Below are 18,239 nucleotides of genomic sequence, written 5' to 3'. Positions count from 1 at the left end.
ATAGCAACGGAGAAAGGTCGACTATAGAACAACATTTCAATGCGGATGTTGAAATATTAACTTGTTGAGGAAACAGAGGTCTTCAAGTCACAGGAAAACGGGAGAACAAAAAATCATATAGAATTGTAAGGGCTTTCAATATAAAATAGGACTTCGGTGTAGAACGACTCCAAATTTAGGGACAGGGTGAAACGATGAAATTCACAGTATTTGCGAAGACGGTCATTCTCTTAATCTGCCTGCTCGTACCCATTCTGCTGCTGTATACATACGCGAACCAGGCAAATGTGGACATGGTCGTTGAAGAGAAACAACAGTCGAGTCTGAACCAGTTCAATTATTTCAGTTCGCAGGTGGATAAAAATATCGAGCAGCTCTCGCTGTATGGCCTGACATTGCTGCGAGATCCGAGTATCCTGCATTACCGTTACATGACGGACTCCACCAGCCAATATGAGAAGAACAGTATCTATCTGGATATTCTCGACAAATTATCGTTGTACCAGTCCACCAGCCGCTGGAAGAACGATATTACCATTGTCCTGCCACAAGCGGAACTTGTGTTATCCACCATGTCCAGCCGGACGGTCTACGATGAGAAGATGTTGACGTTCCCGCAACCTGGCCAATGGCAGCTGGAGAAGGGGAGTTTCACCTACTTTTTCACGGATAACTACGAGTGGAATGAAAAACCGATGAATACAGGCGTGCGAACGGTGATGGAGATTAATTTTGACCCGATGAACGTGGTTGCCATGTTGGATGATTTTAAAGAAACGCAGGGAGGAGATCCCTTCTTGCTGGTACCAGGTAACGATCCGTTGCTGAACCGTACGGCGGACCCCGAACTGGTCGAAGCGATCATGCGTGATATGCCTTTTAACGGGCCGGAGAGGGAAGGCAATCATCAATTGGAGGTGGGCGGTAAACAATATCTGGTCAGTTACGTGCACTCCAAACAACTGCAAGCGGTATACGTGAACCCTGTGGTATTAGATGATTTGCTGACCCCAATGGACAAGAGCCGAAATATGTTTATTACCTCCATTCTGTTACTGCTCGTGCTGAGTATCGGGGCCGCACTGCTTTTGTATCGAAAAGTTCAGGTGCCCATCCATCGTTTGATGAGAGGGCTGCAACAGATTCGCAAAGGCCAGTTGTCCACACGGATTCCGGTCGATCACTCTCGGGATGAATTCGCGTATCTCACCCAGAGCTTCAACCATATGGCAGAGCAGATTCAGGAACTGATCGAGAAGGTATACGAGGAACGTATCCGTTCAAGGGAAGCCACATTGAAACATCTACAGTCACAGATCAATCCGCATTTCCTGTACAACTGCCTGTTTTATATCAAAAATATGACCCAGCTTGGCAACCGTGAAGCGGTTATTGCCATGTCGCTAAGTCTGGGAGACTACTATCGCTACATTACGCGGGGCGAGAATGACATGACAACAGTGGAAGAAGAGATTCGGCTGCTGGACCATTATCTGTCCATTCAACAGATGCGGACCAACCGGCTGACCTACGAGATTGCCGTACCGCAGCAACTGATGTTGCTTCACATTCCGCGACTGCTCATTCAACCCATCGTAGAGAATGCGGTGATCCATGGCATTGAGCCGATGGAGGGCAGTGGGCATGTCGTCGTAACGGGGATGGCGGTACCCGAACATATTGAGGGTCGGAAATATACAAGATATAGCCTGTTTGTTGACAATGATGGTGTCACGCTGACAGCGGAAGAGATTGCCGAATTGGAACGGGAGATCAATGAACCGATGGGTGAGGAGATTGGAACAGGCACGTGGAATGTGCACCAGCGTCTCGTTACGCGATATGGGATGTCGTCGGGGCTTCATTTTGGAGCGATTCCCTATGGTGGACTTAGTGTAGAAATTCGATGGTTTGAGGAGGAACAACCGCATGATGAATCTGATGGTCGTGGATGATGAACATTCGGCAGTCGAGTCGATCGCTGTCTCGATACCGTGGAGAGAACACGGGATTGGTCAAGTATTCAAAGCCTATTCAGTCAAAGAAGCCTTGGAACATATGGCATCACATCAGGTCCATATTATTATCACGGATATCCGTATGCCGGGTATGTCCGGTCTGGATCTGGTCAGTCACATCCGCCAAAAGTGGGAACAGACAAAATGTATTATTTTATCGGGGCATGCTTCCTTCGATTATGCGAAGCAGGCACTCAAACATGGGACAGTCAGTTATCTGCTCAAGCCGGTCCGAGATGAGGAACTGATCGAATCCGTGCAGCAGGCCGCAGTGCAGATTCGCCTTGAGGGTGAGAAACAAATGCTGCATCAGCGGGCCATGTATTCCGTGAGGGAACATCTGCCCGAGAAGCGGGCGGAACTGATGAAGGATGTATTGTTAGGCCATAAATTTGCGGATGCTGAACTCCAAGGCAAGCTGGAGCAATTGGAGATTGAGTTCCGTCCACAGGATAAAATGCAACTGCTGCTCATCCGGTATGATGACCATCAACCTACACATAAAGCGTTTCGATTGATGAAGTACGCCATCTCGAATGTAGTGGAAGAGATCTACGGCAGTACCTATCATCTCTGCCATACGGATGATGCCTATGATGATCTGGTCTTCATGGCCAGTCCCAAACAAACTCAGGCCGAACCAGAAATGTTAATGGGCCGACTTGGAGAGCGGTTGATCCACAGTGTGAGGCAGTATCTGAACGCGACCATTTCCCTGTCCGTTAGTCGTAGGGGGCGTTTCCCAGATCAGGTGCCGCAGCTATATCATCAAGCTGTGAGTGCACTTCGCAAGCAGGCCGAGGCGGGCAAAAGATTACATTTGAATGCGGCGGCAGGAACCAATGGGGCCACGTTGAAGTCTCTTGCAGCGCTGTATGAACCACCGGGTCTGACGACGTTACTGGAAGCCGGGCGCATGGAGGATGCACACCGCAAGATTGATCAGATCTTTGCCGAACTGTCGAACAGTGTGTTCCCGGAACATGTGTATGTGGCTTTTCATTATCTGGCGGCAGCATTCTCCTATATGGCTCATCGGGAAGGAAGACAGTTAGCCGAAGTGCTTGGGGAGCAGTACCAGCAGTTGCTCAAGGATGGTTATGGTATCTCGCTGCGTAGTCTGGAAACGTGGACTCGGTCTGTAATGCAGCAGTGGGCAGAGAGCACAAGCGATGTGGGACAGGATGCCGGATCAACGCTGATTAGGCAGGTACAGCAATGGATTGACCATCATCTTGGCGAGGATTTATCGTTACAAGTCATTGCAGGAGAGGTGCATCTGCACCCCGTCTATCTGTCGAAAATGTACAAACAATCCACAGGTGAAGGCATTAGTGATTATATTATCCGTTCCAGAATGGAACGTGCGGTTCATTTGCTGAAGCATACGGCGATGAAGATCTATGAAGTTGGTCAGGAAGTGGGGTACAATAATACACCTTATTTCATTCAGGTGTTCCGCAAACATTATGGACTGACCCCGCAAGATTTTCGGAACGGTTAACAAATCGATATGAACATTGAAATTGTGATATATGTTTGCCTCCCCGGCTGCACTATCCTTTTCATGTAAGGTGCATTTGGCACATAAGGGTATCCAAGTTACCTGAGGAGGGGTTAGTTCATGTATAGAAAAATGATGACGGCATTGCTCGCAATCACGATGGTTGCTGTAACAGCATGTAGTTCGGGGGCCAAGGAAGAACCGGCGAAGGAAGCCGCTGCACCACTTGCTCTGCAAGACGGGAAGTATGAACCGGCGGTACAGATGAGTTATTTGCGGGCCTGGAATGATGATACGAAATTCAAGAACGGGGAAACGGCCCAGAACAACGTGCATACGAAATGGGCCAAGGAACGGCTTGGCATCGATCTGACCACGCCATGGGCTGTATCGGTGACCAATGATGCATTTTACACGAAATTACGCTTGTCTCTGTCCGCTAACGAAGAACTGCCGGATATTGTCTCCATTCGGGGGGACTACAATCTGGTACGGGAATTAATTGAGTCTGGCAAATTTGCCAATGCAGGCGAGCTGTTTGACCAATATGCTTCGGACACATGGAAACAGGCATCTGAATCGGCACCCGAGGAATGGTATCCATACATGTATGAGGGCGAGCGTTATGGCATTCCAATCTTCGATTATGCCTACAACGGCGATTCGGTCATGTTTATCCGTGAAGACTGGCTGAAGAAGCTGGGACTGGAAGAACCAAAAACCATGGATGAGCTGGTTACGGTCATGGATGCTTTTACGAATCAGGACCCCGATGGGAACGGTAAGAAAGATACGTATGGTCTGACCGTGGGCATGAAAAATGCGCTCAATACCTGGATGACGGAATCTGGCTGGATCTTCGGCATGTACAACACGATGCCTGGACAGTGGAATGATGCCGGGGACGGAACGCTGCAATATGGCTCCATTCAGCCAGGTGTGAAGGAAGGTCTAGCAACGATGAAAGATTGGTTGTCCAAAGGTTACCTGCCCAAAGAAGCAGGCGTCTATGACGAGATCAAGGCAGCAGAATTGTTCACCGCAGGTAAAGCAGGCATTATCGTGGGACCACACTGGATGCCAAACTGGCCGATTGATGATGTGAAGAAAAATGTGGACGGTGCCACGTACAAGGCCATTGCCTTACCTACAGGACCAACAGGTGAGAGTCACCAACATGGTTCTGGTGCGAGCAATGGGGTGGTGCTGATTAACAAAGACATGGCGAACCCAGAGATTTTCTTCACGTATCAGAATTATCTGTTCGACAACTTTGCTAATCCGGAAGTGGGCAGCGAGTTCGAACATGGCTTCGCGCAAGGATACGACTATGACATCGTGGATGGCAAAGTTGTTGGTGAAGCTGAAGTGAAGGACGGCGTATCACCACTCAAATATACGATTACGTATGATGGTGCACGGATTCCGAATCTCATGATGGATACGCTGGCGGAACTTGCGAAGGGCAAGGAACCGGAGACTCCTTTTGAGAAAAATACGAAAATTGCCAACAAACCGGAAGTATTTGTAGCCGCTGAAGTCGTCGTTGCAAATAAAGATAATGCGATCAAGAACAAGTTCACGGGAGCACCAACCGAGACGATGAAAATGAAGAAGGACGCAATCGACAAGCTGGAGAAGGATACGTTCAGCAAGATCATCTATGGTCAGGTGGGCATTGAGGAATTTGATGCGTTTGTAACAAAGTGGAAATCCATGGGCGGGGATGATATTACTGCCGAAGTAAACGAGTGGTATAAGACAGTTAATTAATTTACAAAGCAGGGGAGAACTGATGAATTCATCAGTCTACCCTGCTTTTTTTGTCTCGAATAACATTTATGGAAAAATAGAGTTTTTGGAGTTATAACTATTAATCTATATCGTACAGATCGATTATGACTCGCAACGGACAAAGGTAACGTTTTTTCCTAGAATCACATTCTCAACCTTCCATCCGGCATTTAACCAGGATAGTGCCTGTGTATGATTCATGGAATTATTCACCCACCATTGTTCGCGATTATACGCTGTAGGGGGTAACGTAAATCCGAGAATCTCCTCAAGCTCTGCGTATGTAAGGGTGATCGAAACTTGATTCAAATAGTTTTCCAAGGGGAAGTATTTGCTGTAGCTCATTCTGTCAGACCTCCTGAAAAGGAATACAATGATTATACAACGTAGGGATGATGATAGCGAGGGCATGCCAAGAGCGTACATAGTTATGAAAGAAAACATATAGATCTCTCTGACTAGCGAACAACCGTGCGTAAGCCTTATTGTTCCGGGTGTACTTGAGAGAGTAAAATAATAGGGAATATACGAACATCAATACGTATTTATAACATAGATGTCTTGGGCTGGTCCGGGATTCATAAAAGTTCAAGTGTGGTTGATGAACATCATAAGATGCATGGGGAGGCAGGAGATTAGATGAGTACACTTTATGACCAGGCGATGGAAGAGATGATCACGACGATCCATGAATGGTTTGATGAACAGGAAAAGCGGGATGACTTGGAAAGTGTTGTGAAGCGAACTACACTGCAAATGGGTATTTTTAATGATATTGTACTAGATTACAAACCTGGACGGACCACGGTAGACAGCCTGGATCTGGGTTTGGATGATGATGTGAAATCGAAGCAGGCAGGAGCCTTTACCGAGGAACAGGTACGGAACGAGATCAGGCCTAAGCTTGTAGAGGTTGTTCAGGGAAGATTGGACAAGCTGGCAGATACTCCGTTGATTGACTACCGCTTCACCTTGCGAGGGAAATTCCCAACAACCGAAGGCACGCTGCAACTGACTTTATTGGAATGGATAAACGAAGAGAAAAGACAGCTGCTCCTTGAGCGTATTCATACTTATGTAGACAAGAAGCTGGAACAAGGTACATATCCAACGAAGCCATTGGAATCCTTCTTTTTGACGAGTCATCTGCTCGATCCAAAGCTGTTCCCGGAGTTGGATGTAGCATGGACCATCAGGCTGTATGACCGGATTCAAGAGTTGAATCAGGGGCGTCCGGATGCACTTGCGGAACATCGTGGTGAGATTACTCGTGCAGTGACGGCATGGGTGGAGAATCAGTTTTTGCCACAGTATTATGATGTACAGTCTTCGCCTTATCGTACCAATGAATATTCACTAAAACCAGGAGCAACGCTTCAATCGAACATTGAAACACAGACAGGCCAACATTCGGACGAGCATGGGAAGCAGCAAACATCCGGGACTCAACCAATCGATCTGCTGTTATACGCGGCGGTCATGATTCTACGTTTTGAGCCGAGTTATAGCAAACCCAAAGGTGTGACTTTTCTGGAACTCGCGAAGCAGCTTGGTAGCCGTCGTGCAGCACGTATGATGACAGAAGGTAGCGGGACGTATGCGAAGGACGATATTCATGTGAAAACGGAAGAAGTAGACTGCAAAGCAAATGATGTATTTGCTCTGATGACCATCCACATTCGTAAGGAAGAGCCGGGTGCCTATCAACAGGCACTTACCTTTATCACTCATTTATTGAAACAGGGCTTTCCGAAAGGTTATAAGATCAAGCTCAAGTCCAGCGTAAAGCAGTATTTGCCGATCAAGGGACTCGCGAAGTCGGATACCCACCGATTCTTTGCCAATGCACTGGAGTACCCGGAGTTGCATCCACTCCTGGAAGAGTATGCGCGTGAGGCTATCCAAGAGTTTGAGTTTTATGAGGATACCGAGGGAGAGAAAAGCTGTATGCCGGGCAGTTATGCAACCTTTGGGCTGGGGCTCGTGGATGAGCGGTATTTCCCGCTGGTTGAATATTACATGGGTGAAGTGGATGATGAGCATCAGTTGATTCAGGATAAATTCATTGCGGCATTTGTAGAACAACAGGGTGTAACGGCTCAATCCATACCTGCGTTAGTCGTCAGTTTGCGTCGTTCGACCGATAGTCTGAAGCTAAAGATTCAGCCCGAGCTGGAGAATGAGGAAATACTCGAACTGTTGGTTAGACAGATTCAAGAACTTGAGCATTCTGAAGCGGAACGTGTACTCTATCCAATCTTTGGCAAGGTGGAGAATCTAACAACGCTCGCTCGCAAAGCGGAAGGGAGACGGAAGGAATTATTGCTGGAACTGTTGCAGGCCGCAGGGAAATAAAAATGTAAACAACACAAGTAAGATTGTGCTGTGCCAGCCAGGAAAGGTGGGGGAAGTTGTGGAAGCATTGAGACGAGACATATGGCAGGCGTTGAATGCTCAGGACAAAGAGGCTTGGATGCGTAAGCTTGTTCGTCAGTTACCAGACGGTATGGTATATGAGGGTCTCGAGACATTTGAACGATTTGGTCATCGGATGGAGACAGGTGTATTTACGGACGATGGGCTAAGATTTGTGTTTGTGCCTGGGGATCAAGTAACACTCGGCTGGGATCGTTGGCAGCATGGTATGAACGAAGAGACATCAGCCGACCTGCATGAAACGGTCAGTGAGTATGGTGTGGAGGACGTGGATTCGTTTCTGGCGAGTCAGATGTCACCTGTAAGAACGGTCAACATTGCGCCGATGCTTGTTGAATGCGAACTGATCTCACTTGGCTGGATTGAAGTGTCCAATGAGGAAGCGCACGCGCAAGAAGATCCTGATTTCCCGTCAGCACTGGAGCAGTTTAAGCAATCGGAGATCCGTGAATATGAATTGCATCAACAATATCGTCTGATTCGCCAAAGTGAGAATGAAGTCCGAATCCTGTGGTTCAACGAAGGAATAGAGTTGGAAGATGTTGTGAGGGAGGAAGCTGCAGCGGGTTTTGGTTTACTAACCGAAGACGAATGGGAGTATATCTATGGCGGCGGTTGTCGCACGTTATTTCCCTGGGGTGACAGCTTCGACTATACGATGAGATTGAAGCACTTTGGAAGTCTGGAAGGCGTGGATGAAATTGTGGATGGATTGGCAGAGACGGCCTCTTCACGGGTTGAAGAAAAGGATGATTGTCCTTATGATCTCGAAATGCCAAATTTCTTCGGGGCGCAATTTGCTGGTGATCCCTACAAGTATGAGCTTACGCTCGATTCGTCTGGGGATGTGATGCCCAAAGGCGGAGACGGCGGGAGCCTGATATGTGGTGGAACAGGGCCGTTGGTTGGTTTCTTGCCTGCTGCTGCGGTCTATTATCGAGACATGAATGCCAGCGAACTTGACTGGGAGGATTTGATGGATACGATGATGTATCGTAGGGTTGTTCGTTTGGCTGAACTAAAGGTTTGATGGGTTAACCGAAACAGCTATTAAGCGGTAGCATCCATACGTAGAAAGAGATTTAGTGAATTCTAAAGGGCAGTTGACAGATAAATGAATAGATCTGTCGCTGTCCTTTGGAATGTTCCATTAGGGCCAGAAGATGGAAGAAAAAGTAATGAATATTTAGATCAAAAGTTCTATACTTAACGAGTCTCAACCAAATCCATTACACAGAGAAGGAGTTAAGTATGTCCAGAGTATCCAAATGGCTCATCGTCAGTTTAGTTTCAATTTTTATACTCAGCATGTCGCAATTCACAGTCTCAGCGTCCACTTCAATAACTCAAACGGCTCAGAACGCAGAGCGATCCATTTCATCCACAGATCGGGTGCAACATAACATTCGTTTTGCAATCAGAGGCACGGAGGTGACCGTGACTACGCTTCGAACGAGTTTTGATACTGGTGAACTCAAAGAAAATGAGTACCATTTTACCGATCCAGCTATTCTCCCTAGAATACATACCGGTCTGACGACAACTTCCCATCAGTATGATCCTATCGTTAGTGACACACCAGCAGGGTTAAAAGGATACATAACTTATTATGCCACGGATGATAAGCAGCATTATTACGTTTTGTACGAGTATGACTATAGCTCGAACACACTTCGCAAGGTCCATGAGGGCGAAAACCGTATCCACTTGGAACCTCAAATCGGAATATATTATACGATCTATGAGAAAAACGTACCTAAATCCAACTACTATTCCATGGTCACAGGAAAAAAAGTATACACTCGCGGAAAGCTTTTGCTGGAAAGGGATTTTACAGATACCAAATATGTGGTATCACCGATTCCACAAACCCGTAATTTTGGGGTTTATTGCACAGATACTTTAGATTGTCACTATCTTGAATATGGCGGTATAAAGGGGAAGAAGGCCAAAGTAAGCGACTTGTGGATGAAGCCCGACCAGAAGACGGGCTTGTCTACTAAAGCTTTTCAGGTAAGTGCAGATGTTCATCTAAATGTTTCTCAAGGCAACACGAGGGATCGGAAATCAGACTGGACTGTGGTTGTAACCAAAAATGGCAAAAAAACTACACTGATTAAAGAGCGAGTGGGCTATGTGCAATCATTTATCTCACCCGAAAGAAAAACATTGGTTCTGGTCACAGAGAACGGTCTGGATAGTAAAATGGAGTCGTCCAAGGTACAAGTCTATGATTTGAAGACCCTTAAGCGGATTCGTTCCTATGATTCTCCTTATCGCGCTCGTACCGAAAGTATCCAGTGGATTACTGAGGATGAGTATATTATTGAACAGTATTTTTCCAATCCAGGCTCTTACCCGCCATCCTTATATGTTATTTCAGAAAATAAACATCTTAAATTGAATTATGGTACGTACAGTGACTGGAAAAAATATTGGAATTCTTTTCAGTTCTCTAATGTGTTTTTCCCGATGGAACCTGTAGCTATTAAGTCTGATCAGGGTGTATTGGAGTATAAAGGGCAGCCCACCTTCTATATGGAAGGTCAGCATTATGTTCCTTTAGAAGAATTCACTAAAGCATTTCATATTCAATATAATCTCAGGAAGGATCGGCTCACCTTCACTCGTGGTCAGCGTTCTTCCAGTGTGAATCAACCTTCAAAACAATTGTTGACGCTATACAATCAGACCTTTATTCCTTTAGGTCAGTGGAGTAAGGACTTGGGGCTCAAAGTGTCGGAAACAAAAGCAACTGGTTACAACAAACAATTAAGCATGAGCGATGAAGAAAAGGGAACTGATCTAGCCATGGATTCCAAAATTCTTCCTTTTCATGCAAGAGCACGATGGATGGATCGGGTAGGGGAGAGTTACCAATTAGATCCGGTAAATACAAGGCCGATGGAATCAGCTGTGCCAGACCGAATTGATGGTGTGGTGCTTAATTTTGATCGAACATTGACCATTTCCTCCTCTAAAGATTCAATTACAGAGTTGCTGTTCATCAATCCAGACTACACTTCGGTGCTCGGGAAAGTATCTTTAACGGACATACCTGAGAGGAAGTGGGGATTTAGCACAGCCAAGATTCCAGAAAACATGTTACAAGATGGTGTGCTTAACGTGATTGTTCCCGTGAAAGAAGGAAAATCAACGATGGTGTACTCCTTAAAGCTTCCAGAACCATTTGATAAAAATAAATTCTAAAGATTCAAAAAAACACACATCAAATCAGCCCCAGCTCATGGAGCGGGACCGAAATGATGTGTGTTTATTTTTGTTTATTTCACTTTTTGTACAGATACCGCCATTTGCTCCAGTTGAGTGTGAGTCAATTGGTTATTCGGTGAGCTGAGTGTTACATAACGATCGTCCAGCTTGAATGTGAGCATATCCGTTTGGTCTGGTGTATACCATTTGGCTGATACGCCATTAGGCAGTTTTACCGTTTTGCCATCATAGCTGAACGAGTAATCTTTAGGGGATACCGTTACATTCATACGATTAAAAACAAAGTTTACACCATCACCACCCGCACCTACGCTTTTGAACGTATCTCCAGCAACCATATGTTGTGGGGCATAGGCTGTTGTGAACCCGTCAAACTTCGCAAATGCTTTGCGAATGTTATCCAATTGTTGTTTGCTATAGTTCACATCTGCGAATGCAGTGATCCCTTGATCATTGTTGCTGTTGGCTTTTTGAACAGAGACAGCGACTTGTTGCAACTGAGCTTGGCTCAGCTTATGATCCGGGGAGCTAAGGGTAACGTAGCGATCATCCAGTTGGAATGTGAGCATGCCCGTTTGATCTGGTGTGTACCATTTGGCAATAACACCATTGGACAGTTTCACGTCTTTGCTCGTATAACCGTCCGAATAATCTCTTGGAGACACATCCACTTTCATATGGTTGAAAACAAAACTGACGCCGTCGCCACCCGCACCTACACTTTTGAACGTGTCACCTGCGATCATCTGCTGAGGGGCATAAGCGGTCTCGAACCCATCGAATTGTGCAAAAGCTTTTTGAATCGCCTCTTTTTGTGCTGCGCTATACGTTACATTTGTCAAAGCTGATGGATTGCTTGTTGCTTGGCCGATAATGACCTGTCCTTTTTTGCCGTCATAGGATACGGGTACATGCAGTGCATCGGCAAGCGCTCGTACGGGCAGATAAGTAGAGTTGTTATAAGTAATTGGAGCAAGTTTGTTGCCATTGCCATCCGTTGGTGAGTAAGCCGCGCCATCGACATTAAAGCTGATTCCATGGTTAAGGTATGCGGAGATTTTCTCCAGTTGTGTTCCGGCAAATACACCCGTTGCTCCTGTTAATGTCATGCCCAGTACCATCATCGTTGCTACGGATTTCTTCATGTTTTTTTTCATCATATATCTCTCCTTCAAGTTGGGGTTTATTTTTGTTTAATGGGCTCGCTGTCCCTTATGGCTTTATATTAAACCCCGAACATATCCAGAATAATTCTGAATTATCTCCAACTTGTAAACATGTGTATCTATTACGGAGAATGTAGAACGAAAACTGAAGCTGCTTGGTGTGTTTGAACGTATTCTTTGCCGAATCGAAACATTTTAGTTAAAAAGATAGAGGATTAGTCCGCCAAAACCAAGTACAATCGCACCAACATATACATAGGAAAGTTTGCTTAGGTTTTGCTTTGTGCGGCGGTCATATTCGGGGTTGCTGGTCTGATTGGCTTTGGAATTACCGATGATCATGGTAGCAATACCTCCAAACAAGGCGATACCCACAATTAAAACATAAGGCAACCAGGTCATGAATGGACCTCCTTCGCGAATAATATGATATGTCCTTATTGTACTTCAGGATAACCTTTGATGTAAGCTTTAGTTGAGAAATAAAGGAAAATGAAGTATCTATATTACAGTATGTATGTGGTCTTGGATCGGAAAGATCACTACAATTTTATATTTTTTTAATTCAAAAAAACCTTGATACAACAGGCGTTCGCAGCTTTCTTCACTGAAGGTTGCGAATTTTTTTTACCCACAGAGTGATCCAGAATAGAGAACCCTGCGTTACACCCTATGAAGACGACGACGAGGAAAGAAATTATACACACAACATAATCGAGGAGTGAACACGTAATGAAAATGAAAATGAAGAAGTTTATCGCACCTGTACTTAGCTTGACACTGTTGATGCCGGGGATCGCTGGAGCAGCTGCCGCACCACAGACACCAATGACCATGATGAAAGCATCCGTGAACACACCTGCGGCTGACCTGAGAGCAAACCTGGACCACCTGTTGTCCGAGCACTTTGCACTCGCCGTAACGGCAATGGCGAAAGCCTATGACGGAGCAAAAGATGCAGATGCAGCCTACAAAGCACTCGACCAGAATGCACTGGATATGCAACCAGCAATCGCTTCCCTATACGGTGACGCAGGTGCAAAAGAATTCGAACGCATCTTCCGCGCTCATAACAAATACACAGATGATCTGGTGAAAGCAACCAAAATGGGCAACCAGGCTGGAATCAAACAAGCACAAGCAAACATCAACGGTTTCGTGGATGAGTTCTCCACATTCCTGAGCACAGCTACCGAAGGCAAGTTGCCAAAAGCAGCAGCCAAACAGGCGCTGAAAGTACATGAAGATCTCGTGCAAAAAGTATTTGATGAGTATGTAGCTGGAGATTACGCTGATGCATACAAGGCTTACCGTGAAGGTTTCAAGGAAATGTTCGAAGTAAGTAAGGCTCTCTCCACAGCAATTACGACACAAATGCCTGAGAAATTCGAAAATACCAAAGCGGATACAAAAGCAGCTGATCTGAGATCTGCACTCAACCACTTGGCTTCCGAACACTTTGCGCTTTCGGCTCTGCAAATGCAAGAGCAATTTGATGGACGTACAGCCGCTTCCAACGCACTGATTACAACTGAAGCTGGAAACACAGCTGACTTCAAAGCAGCAATTGCTTCCGTTTACGGTAATGATGGTGCCAATGCTTTCGAGAAAATTTGGGTAACGAACCACGTTAACGCACAAAGCGATTATGTAAAAGCTGTTAAAAACAAAGATGCTGCGGCTCGTGCAGCAGTAGAGAAACGGATTGACGGATTCACAACAGAGTTCGCTACATTCCTGGATTCGGCAACAGCTGGCAATCTGCCAAAAGCAGCAGGACAACAAGCACTGACAACACATGAAAATCAAGTACAAAACGTATTGAATCAATATGCAGCAGGTAACTATGATGCTTCTTACACAACAAATCGTGAAGGCTTCAAAGTGATGTTTGGTGTAGGCCAAGCCCTGGGTAATGCCATCGTGACTCAATTCAACGACAAATTCCAAGAGCCAGCAACACCAGCACCAGATATGACAACGGTATGGATGCAACTGAACAGCAAAATGTTGAAAATTAACGATAAAACAACCAACATGGACACAACACCAGTGCTTTGGAAAAACACAACATACATTCCTCTGCGTTTCCTGAGTGAAGGTATTGGTGCAACGGTGAAATGGGACAAAAAAGCACAACAAGTAACGGTAATGGCTGGCGATGATATCCTTGAATTCTGGGTGAACAACAACGTTATGGAAGTAAACGGCGTGAAGAAAAATGTGGGTTCAACTGTATTTGTAAACAAAGATGGACGTACACAAGTACCTCTGCGCTTCATTGCTGAACTTCTGAACTGGGACGTGAAATGGGCACAAAAAGATGGTTCCATTACGCTGACTAAATCGATGTAATCCAACGTTTTATATTCGAATCAAACAAAAAGAGCTGCCCCATACGGCAGCTTTTTTGTATTCACCCAAAAGTTCAAATATTTGGTATAATCATCGAGTAATGACCTACATAACAGCTTGAATAGCCGATGGAGTCTAGAATGATGTATGATAATTTGGTATAAGCAAAATGAAGAGGGGGACAGAGGAATGAGTACATCATCAAAATCGGAGCGCCCAGCGAGAAATGTGGATACCCGGTTATTTGTCGCTTGGGCCGTTTCCGTTATCGCAACAGGGGGGAGTCTCTATTTCAGTGAGATCAAGGGCTTTCTTCCATGTGATCTGTGCTGGTACCAGCGCATATTCATGTATCCACTAACGATTTTGCTGGGCATTGCCTACTTTAAGGATGACGTGGGTATCACCAAATACGTACTCCCACTTAGTTTCGTCGGTGGTGGCATTTCGTTGTATCATGTAACGATCCAGCGTATTTTTTCGGCTACAGGTAATGCCGTCGCGTGCGGTAAGGTTCCATGTTATACCGACTATTTGAACTGGTTTGGTTTCATCACGATTCCATTACTGGCACTGATCGCCTTTATTATCATCATCGTGATGCTATGGGGTATCGGCAAAACACCAAAATCTTCTTAATAAGAAAGGATAGATGGTGATGAGCGGACAAGCTCGTTGGTTCATGCCCTTCGTTATTCTGCTCCTCCTGACGGTGGGATGCTCTTATGAAGAACAGTCACAATCGGGCGAGATGCCGGAGATGATCAAAGTGAAACTTGACGTTCCAGAGAAAGCTTCTCTTCATGAACCAACACGGTTGCAGGTGAAGCTTACACAGGGAGATGCACCGTTAAGTCATGCTGACCATGTGCAATTTCAGATCTGGAATGAGCTTGATGATCCGCCTTCTGTATCTCCGGAGCAAGGTATGATGACAGCGGACGAACTGGAGAATCAGGGGGCTATAACTGCCAAGGAGGCAGAGGAAGGGCAGTATGAAATCCAGCATACCTTTGAAGAACCAGGTACGTATGTGGTACAGGTCCATGTTACGCACGGAGCTATGCATAGCATGCCGAGAGCGAGAATTGTAGCGGAATGAAGCAGCAGGCGGGTACCAAGGCTTTGGTTCAGGTTTAGCAATAGGTTTATAATGTTAAAGGTATGAAGAATGTTGTAGGAAAAGAGGCTGTTATGGCAACTATTCATGATGTTGCACTCAGGGCAGGAGTTTCTGTAACTACCGTCTCGCGTGTATTAAACAACCGGGGATATATCAGTCAGAAGACTCGGGACAAAGTGTATCAAACCATGGACGAACTGAACTATCGACCCAATGAAATTGCCCGTTCTCTTCTGCGTAAGCAATCAAATGTAATAGGCTTGATTATTCCCGATGTATCCCATCCGTTTTTTGGAGAACTGGCTAGCTATGTTGAGTATCATGCTTACCAGAATGGATTTAAAATTATGTTATGCAATTCCCACATGGACCCTTCCAAAGAGCGTGAATATGTGGAAATGCTTAAGGGTAATCGCGTGGATGGCATTATTATGGGAAGTCATACACTGGAAGTTGATGAGTATATGAATCTGCATTCCCCAATCGTGACCTTTGATCGTAAGATCGGTGAAGACATCCCGTTTATCTCATCTGATAACTATCAGGGAGGGGTTATGGCTGCTGAATTGCTGCTCTCGAAGAACAGACGACATTTGGCACATATCTGCGGTAATTTGGAATTGCAAATGCTGTCCAATCGCCGGACGACAGGTTTCGTTGATACCTTGCAGGCTCATGGAGTCAAACCGGTCATGATTCATGAAACCGATCTGAATGTGTTTGATCAGCATCAGTATACAGAATTGGTGGATAAGCTGCTTGTACAGCACCCGGAGGTGGACGGTCTCTTTGTAACGAGTGATCTGATGGCGGTGCATGCGCTGAAGCAGATCGTGTTAGGTGGGCGCAAGGTACCCGACGATATCGCTATTATAGGTTATGATGACAGTCGTGCGGCAGCGTATACGATGCCTGGCATAACAACGATCAGGCAGCCGGTGGAGGCCATGGCTAAGCTGGCGATTGATCTGATTCGGCGCCAACTCGCGGAAGAGAAGATCGGAATGGAGCATATTTTGCCGGTTACCATCGTGGAGAGAGAGACGACCTGATACAGGTCGTTTTTTCATATTCGTCCTTTTGCAACGGAAAAATGAAGTCGTAGAAATTTTTTTTGAATGGTATGTCAAACGATTGACATGTCAAACCTTTGACATTATAATTCGATTTGTAAGCGTTTCCTTTTAAACTATTGATCGGGGGCCATAACAAGATGAAAAGAGAACAGAGATGGATGAAATTATCGGTATTGTCATTGATTATGATGCTTGTATTGTCGGCATGTGGAGGTAAAGCAGCGACGGAGTCCAACTCCTCCTCAGAGGGTAGCAACAGTGAGAGTGTCAAAATCACCTTGCTTAATTCAAAGTCGGAAATTAACAGTCAGTTGGAACAAGCGGCTAAAGACTTTCATGCCGAAAATCCAAATATAACACTTGAAATTGTACCTGTAGGCAGTGGACAGTCTCCGTTTGAAAAAGCGTCTGCTTTGTATGCCTCTGGCAGCCCTACAACGATGATGATGCTGGATACAGGGGATGTCGAGAAATTCAAAGATCGTGTTCTGGACCTCACATCCGAGTCTTGGATGAAGGATGCTGTGGAGAATAGCACAGCGGCTACAACGTTTGATGGCAAAAATTATGCCTTCCCGTTCTCTATTGAAGGATATGGATTCATCTATAACCAGAATGTCTTGGATCAGGCGGTAGGTGGGACATTCGATCCAAAGTCTGTACAGACCACTGCACAGCTTGATGAGTTGTTCCAAAAGATCGCTGCTACTGGAAAATCACCTTTGATTGTATCTCCGATGGATTGGTCGCTTGGTGCGCATTATCTGGGGCTTGCATATGGTGGGCAGTCTTCAGACCGTGCGAAGGTGGATCAATTCATTACTGATCTGAAGGCAGGTCAAGTGGACCTTGCTTCCAATGCCGTGTTTAATGGCTTGTTAGATACATTTGATCTGATGAAAACCTACAATATTGACAAGGCTTCTCCACTGTCCGGAACCTATGAGCGTGGACCTGAAGTGCTTGGCAAGGGTGAGGTAGGTATCTGGTTCCAGGGCAACTGGGCATGGCCACAAATTTCAAGCTTTGATACAGCAGATGGAAAATATGGCTTCCTCCCGGTACCTGTGAGCAATAATCCAGATGATTTCGGTAATACGCAAATCTCTGCTGCCGTATCCAAACGAATATTGCTGGATAAGGAAAAGAGCACACCAGCGCAGCAGGAAGCAGCGAAGAAATTTTTGGACTGGATCGTTTATAACGAAAAAGGTCAGGATTTCCTGGTGAATCAAGCCAGTATTATTCCGGCATTCAGCAACATTACATTGGAGCCAACCGATCCACTTGGCAAATCCATTAGTGAATACATCAAGGCAGGCAAAATCGAGGAATCAATGAGCACACTTCCTGCGGATCACTGGTCCAAACTGGGTGCATCCATGCAGAAATATTTGGCTGACGTCATTGACCGTGCCGGACTTGCCAGTGAAATTCAGGCATACTGGAGCAACGTGAAATAAAGGAATTAATCATAGCCCTGTGCAGCACATAGAGAGAGACTTGCGGTACGCCGGAGATGGTGAACATACA

General features: G+C 45.6%; 14 protein-coding genes. 11 read left to right on the top strand and 3 right to left on the bottom strand.

What is annotated here, in order from left to right; all coding sequences use genetic code 11:
* Positions 1–194 precede the first annotated feature (194 nt).
* The 3 genes from MHI55_RS27085 to MHI55_RS27075 all read left to right on the top strand — a co-directional run bounded on the left by MHI55_RS27085 (position 195) and on the right by MHI55_RS27075 (position 5,295).
* Positions 195–1,955, top strand: coding sequence for a histidine kinase (locus MHI55_RS27085; RefSeq protein WP_076253536.1), 1,761 nt, complete (start codon positions 195–197; stop codon positions 1,953–1,955).
* Positions 1,930–3,522, top strand: a complete 1,593-nt coding sequence (locus MHI55_RS27080; protein WP_036668099.1) for a response regulator — start codon at positions 1,930–1,932, stop codon at positions 3,520–3,522. The genes MHI55_RS27085 and MHI55_RS27080 overlap by 26 nt, the downstream gene beginning before the upstream one ends.
* 120 nt (positions 3,523–3,642) lie before the next feature.
* Positions 3,643–5,295: an extracellular solute-binding protein gene (locus tag MHI55_RS27075; protein ID WP_221820686.1), complete on the top strand. Its 1,653-nt coding sequence runs from the start codon at positions 3,643–3,645 to the stop codon at positions 5,293–5,295.
* Positions 5,296–5,418: 123 nt separating this feature from the next.
* Here the strand turns inward: MHI55_RS27075 and MHI55_RS27070 are convergent, their stop codons facing one another.
* Positions 5,419–5,661, bottom strand: a complete 243-nt coding sequence (locus MHI55_RS27070) for a hypothetical protein (protein WP_105407032.1) — start codon at positions 5,659–5,661, stop codon at positions 5,419–5,421.
* A 294-nt stretch (positions 5,662–5,955) separates the two neighbouring features.
* Here MHI55_RS27070 and MHI55_RS27065 point away from each other — a divergent pair, with 294 nt between their 5' ends.
* From MHI55_RS27065 to MHI55_RS27055, 3 genes are all read left to right on the top strand, one after another.
* The gene (locus tag MHI55_RS27065; protein WP_340387648.1) at positions 5,956–7,671 is read left to right on the top strand and encodes a DUF6138 family protein; all 1,716 of its coding nucleotides are present in this window, start codon (positions 5,956–5,958) and stop codon (positions 7,669–7,671) included.
* Positions 7,672–7,729: 58 nt separating this feature from the next.
* Positions 7,730–8,782 carry a hypothetical protein gene (locus MHI55_RS27060; protein ID WP_340387646.1) on the top strand — a complete coding sequence of 351 codons (1,053 nt, stop codon included), beginning with the start codon at positions 7,730–7,732 and terminating at the stop codon, positions 8,780–8,782.
* Positions 8,783–9,003: 221 nt separating this feature from the next.
* Positions 9,004–10,962, top strand: coding sequence for a hypothetical protein (locus tag MHI55_RS27055; RefSeq protein ID WP_340387644.1), 1,959 nt, complete (start codon positions 9,004–9,006; stop codon positions 10,960–10,962).
* A 74-nt stretch (positions 10,963–11,036) separates the two neighbouring features.
* Here MHI55_RS27055 and MHI55_RS27050 read toward each other — a convergent pair whose 3' ends face one another.
* The gene (locus tag MHI55_RS27050; protein ID WP_340387641.1) at positions 11,037–12,146 is read right to left on the bottom strand and encodes a hypothetical protein; all 1,110 of its coding nucleotides are present in this window, start codon (positions 12,144–12,146) and stop codon (positions 11,037–11,039) included.
* A 201-nt stretch (positions 12,147–12,347) separates the two neighbouring features.
* Positions 12,348–12,554, bottom strand: a complete 207-nt coding sequence (locus MHI55_RS27045; RefSeq protein ID WP_017692174.1) for a hypothetical protein — start codon at positions 12,552–12,554, stop codon at positions 12,348–12,350.
* A 330-nt stretch (positions 12,555–12,884) separates the two neighbouring features.
* Between MHI55_RS27045 and MHI55_RS27040 the strand changes: the two genes are divergently transcribed.
* From MHI55_RS27040 to MHI55_RS27020, 5 genes are all read left to right on the top strand, one after another.
* Positions 12,885–14,507, top strand: coding sequence for a copper amine oxidase N-terminal domain-containing protein (locus tag MHI55_RS27040; protein ID WP_340387640.1), 1,623 nt, complete (start codon positions 12,885–12,887; stop codon positions 14,505–14,507).
* Positions 14,508–14,696: 189 nt separating this feature from the next.
* Entirely contained in the window at positions 14,697–15,146 is a 450-nt protein-coding gene (locus tag MHI55_RS27035) for a disulfide oxidoreductase (protein ID WP_047841622.1), read from the top strand.
* 19 nt (positions 15,147–15,165) lie between these two features.
* On the top strand, positions 15,166–15,609 hold the full coding sequence (locus tag MHI55_RS27030; protein ID WP_076253541.1) for a FixH family protein: 444 nt from the start codon (positions 15,166–15,168) through the stop codon (positions 15,607–15,609).
* Between the two features lie 92 nt (positions 15,610–15,701).
* Complete coding sequence (locus MHI55_RS27025; RefSeq protein WP_076253542.1) at positions 15,702–16,682, top strand: LacI family DNA-binding transcriptional regulator; 981 nt, start codon at positions 15,702–15,704, stop codon at positions 16,680–16,682.
* Between the two features lie 161 nt (positions 16,683–16,843).
* A complete protein-coding gene (locus MHI55_RS27020) occupies positions 16,844–18,169 on the top strand; it encodes an ABC transporter substrate-binding protein (protein WP_083684891.1) in 1,326 nt (441 codons plus the stop codon).
* Positions 18,170–18,239: the final 70 nt, after the last annotated feature.

Origin of the sequence: Paenibacillus sp. FSL E2-0151, from assembly GCF_037993015.1 — a bacterium.
Taxonomy (GTDB): domain Bacteria; phylum Bacillota; class Bacilli; order Paenibacillales; family Paenibacillaceae; genus Paenibacillus; species Paenibacillus amylolyticus.
Note: the sequence above shows the minus strand (reverse complement) of the source record. Positions and strands in the feature narration are given on the sequence as shown.

Bases quoted from the DNA above. Each gene is read 5' to 3' on its own strand.
- MHI55_RS27085 (WP_076253536.1), top strand. From the start codon at position 195: ATGAAATTCACAGTATTTGCGAAGACGGTCATTCTCTTAATCTGCCTG.
- MHI55_RS27080 (WP_036668099.1), top strand. From the start codon at position 1,930: ATGATGAATCTGATGGTCGTGGATGATGAACATTCGGCAGTCGAGTCG.
- MHI55_RS27075 (WP_221820686.1), top strand. From the start codon at position 3,643: ATGTATAGAAAAATGATGACGGCATTGCTCGCAATCACGATGGTTGCT.
- MHI55_RS27070 (WP_105407032.1), bottom strand. From the start codon at position 5,661: ATGAGCTACAGCAAATACTTCCCCTTGGAAAACTATTTGAATCAAGTT.
- MHI55_RS27065 (WP_340387648.1), top strand. From the start codon at position 5,956: ATGAGTACACTTTATGACCAGGCGATGGAAGAGATGATCACGACGATC.
- MHI55_RS27055 (WP_340387644.1), top strand. From the start codon at position 9,004: ATGTCCAGAGTATCCAAATGGCTCATCGTCAGTTTAGTTTCAATTTTT.
- MHI55_RS27050 (WP_340387641.1), bottom strand. From the start codon at position 12,146: ATGATGAAAAAAAACATGAAGAAATCCGTAGCAACGATGATGGTACTG.
- MHI55_RS27045 (WP_017692174.1), bottom strand. From the start codon at position 12,554: ATGACCTGGTTGCCTTATGTTTTAATTGTGGGTATCGCCTTGTTTGGA.
- MHI55_RS27040 (WP_340387640.1), top strand. From the start codon at position 12,885: ATGAAAATGAAAATGAAGAAGTTTATCGCACCTGTACTTAGCTTGACA.
- MHI55_RS27035 (WP_047841622.1), top strand. From the start codon at position 14,697: ATGAGTACATCATCAAAATCGGAGCGCCCAGCGAGAAATGTGGATACC.
- MHI55_RS27030 (WP_076253541.1), top strand. From the start codon at position 15,166: ATGAGCGGACAAGCTCGTTGGTTCATGCCCTTCGTTATTCTGCTCCTC.
- MHI55_RS27025 (WP_076253542.1), top strand. From the start codon at position 15,702: ATGGCAACTATTCATGATGTTGCACTCAGGGCAGGAGTTTCTGTAACT.
- MHI55_RS27020 (WP_083684891.1), top strand. From the start codon at position 16,844: ATGAAAAGAGAACAGAGATGGATGAAATTATCGGTATTGTCATTGATT.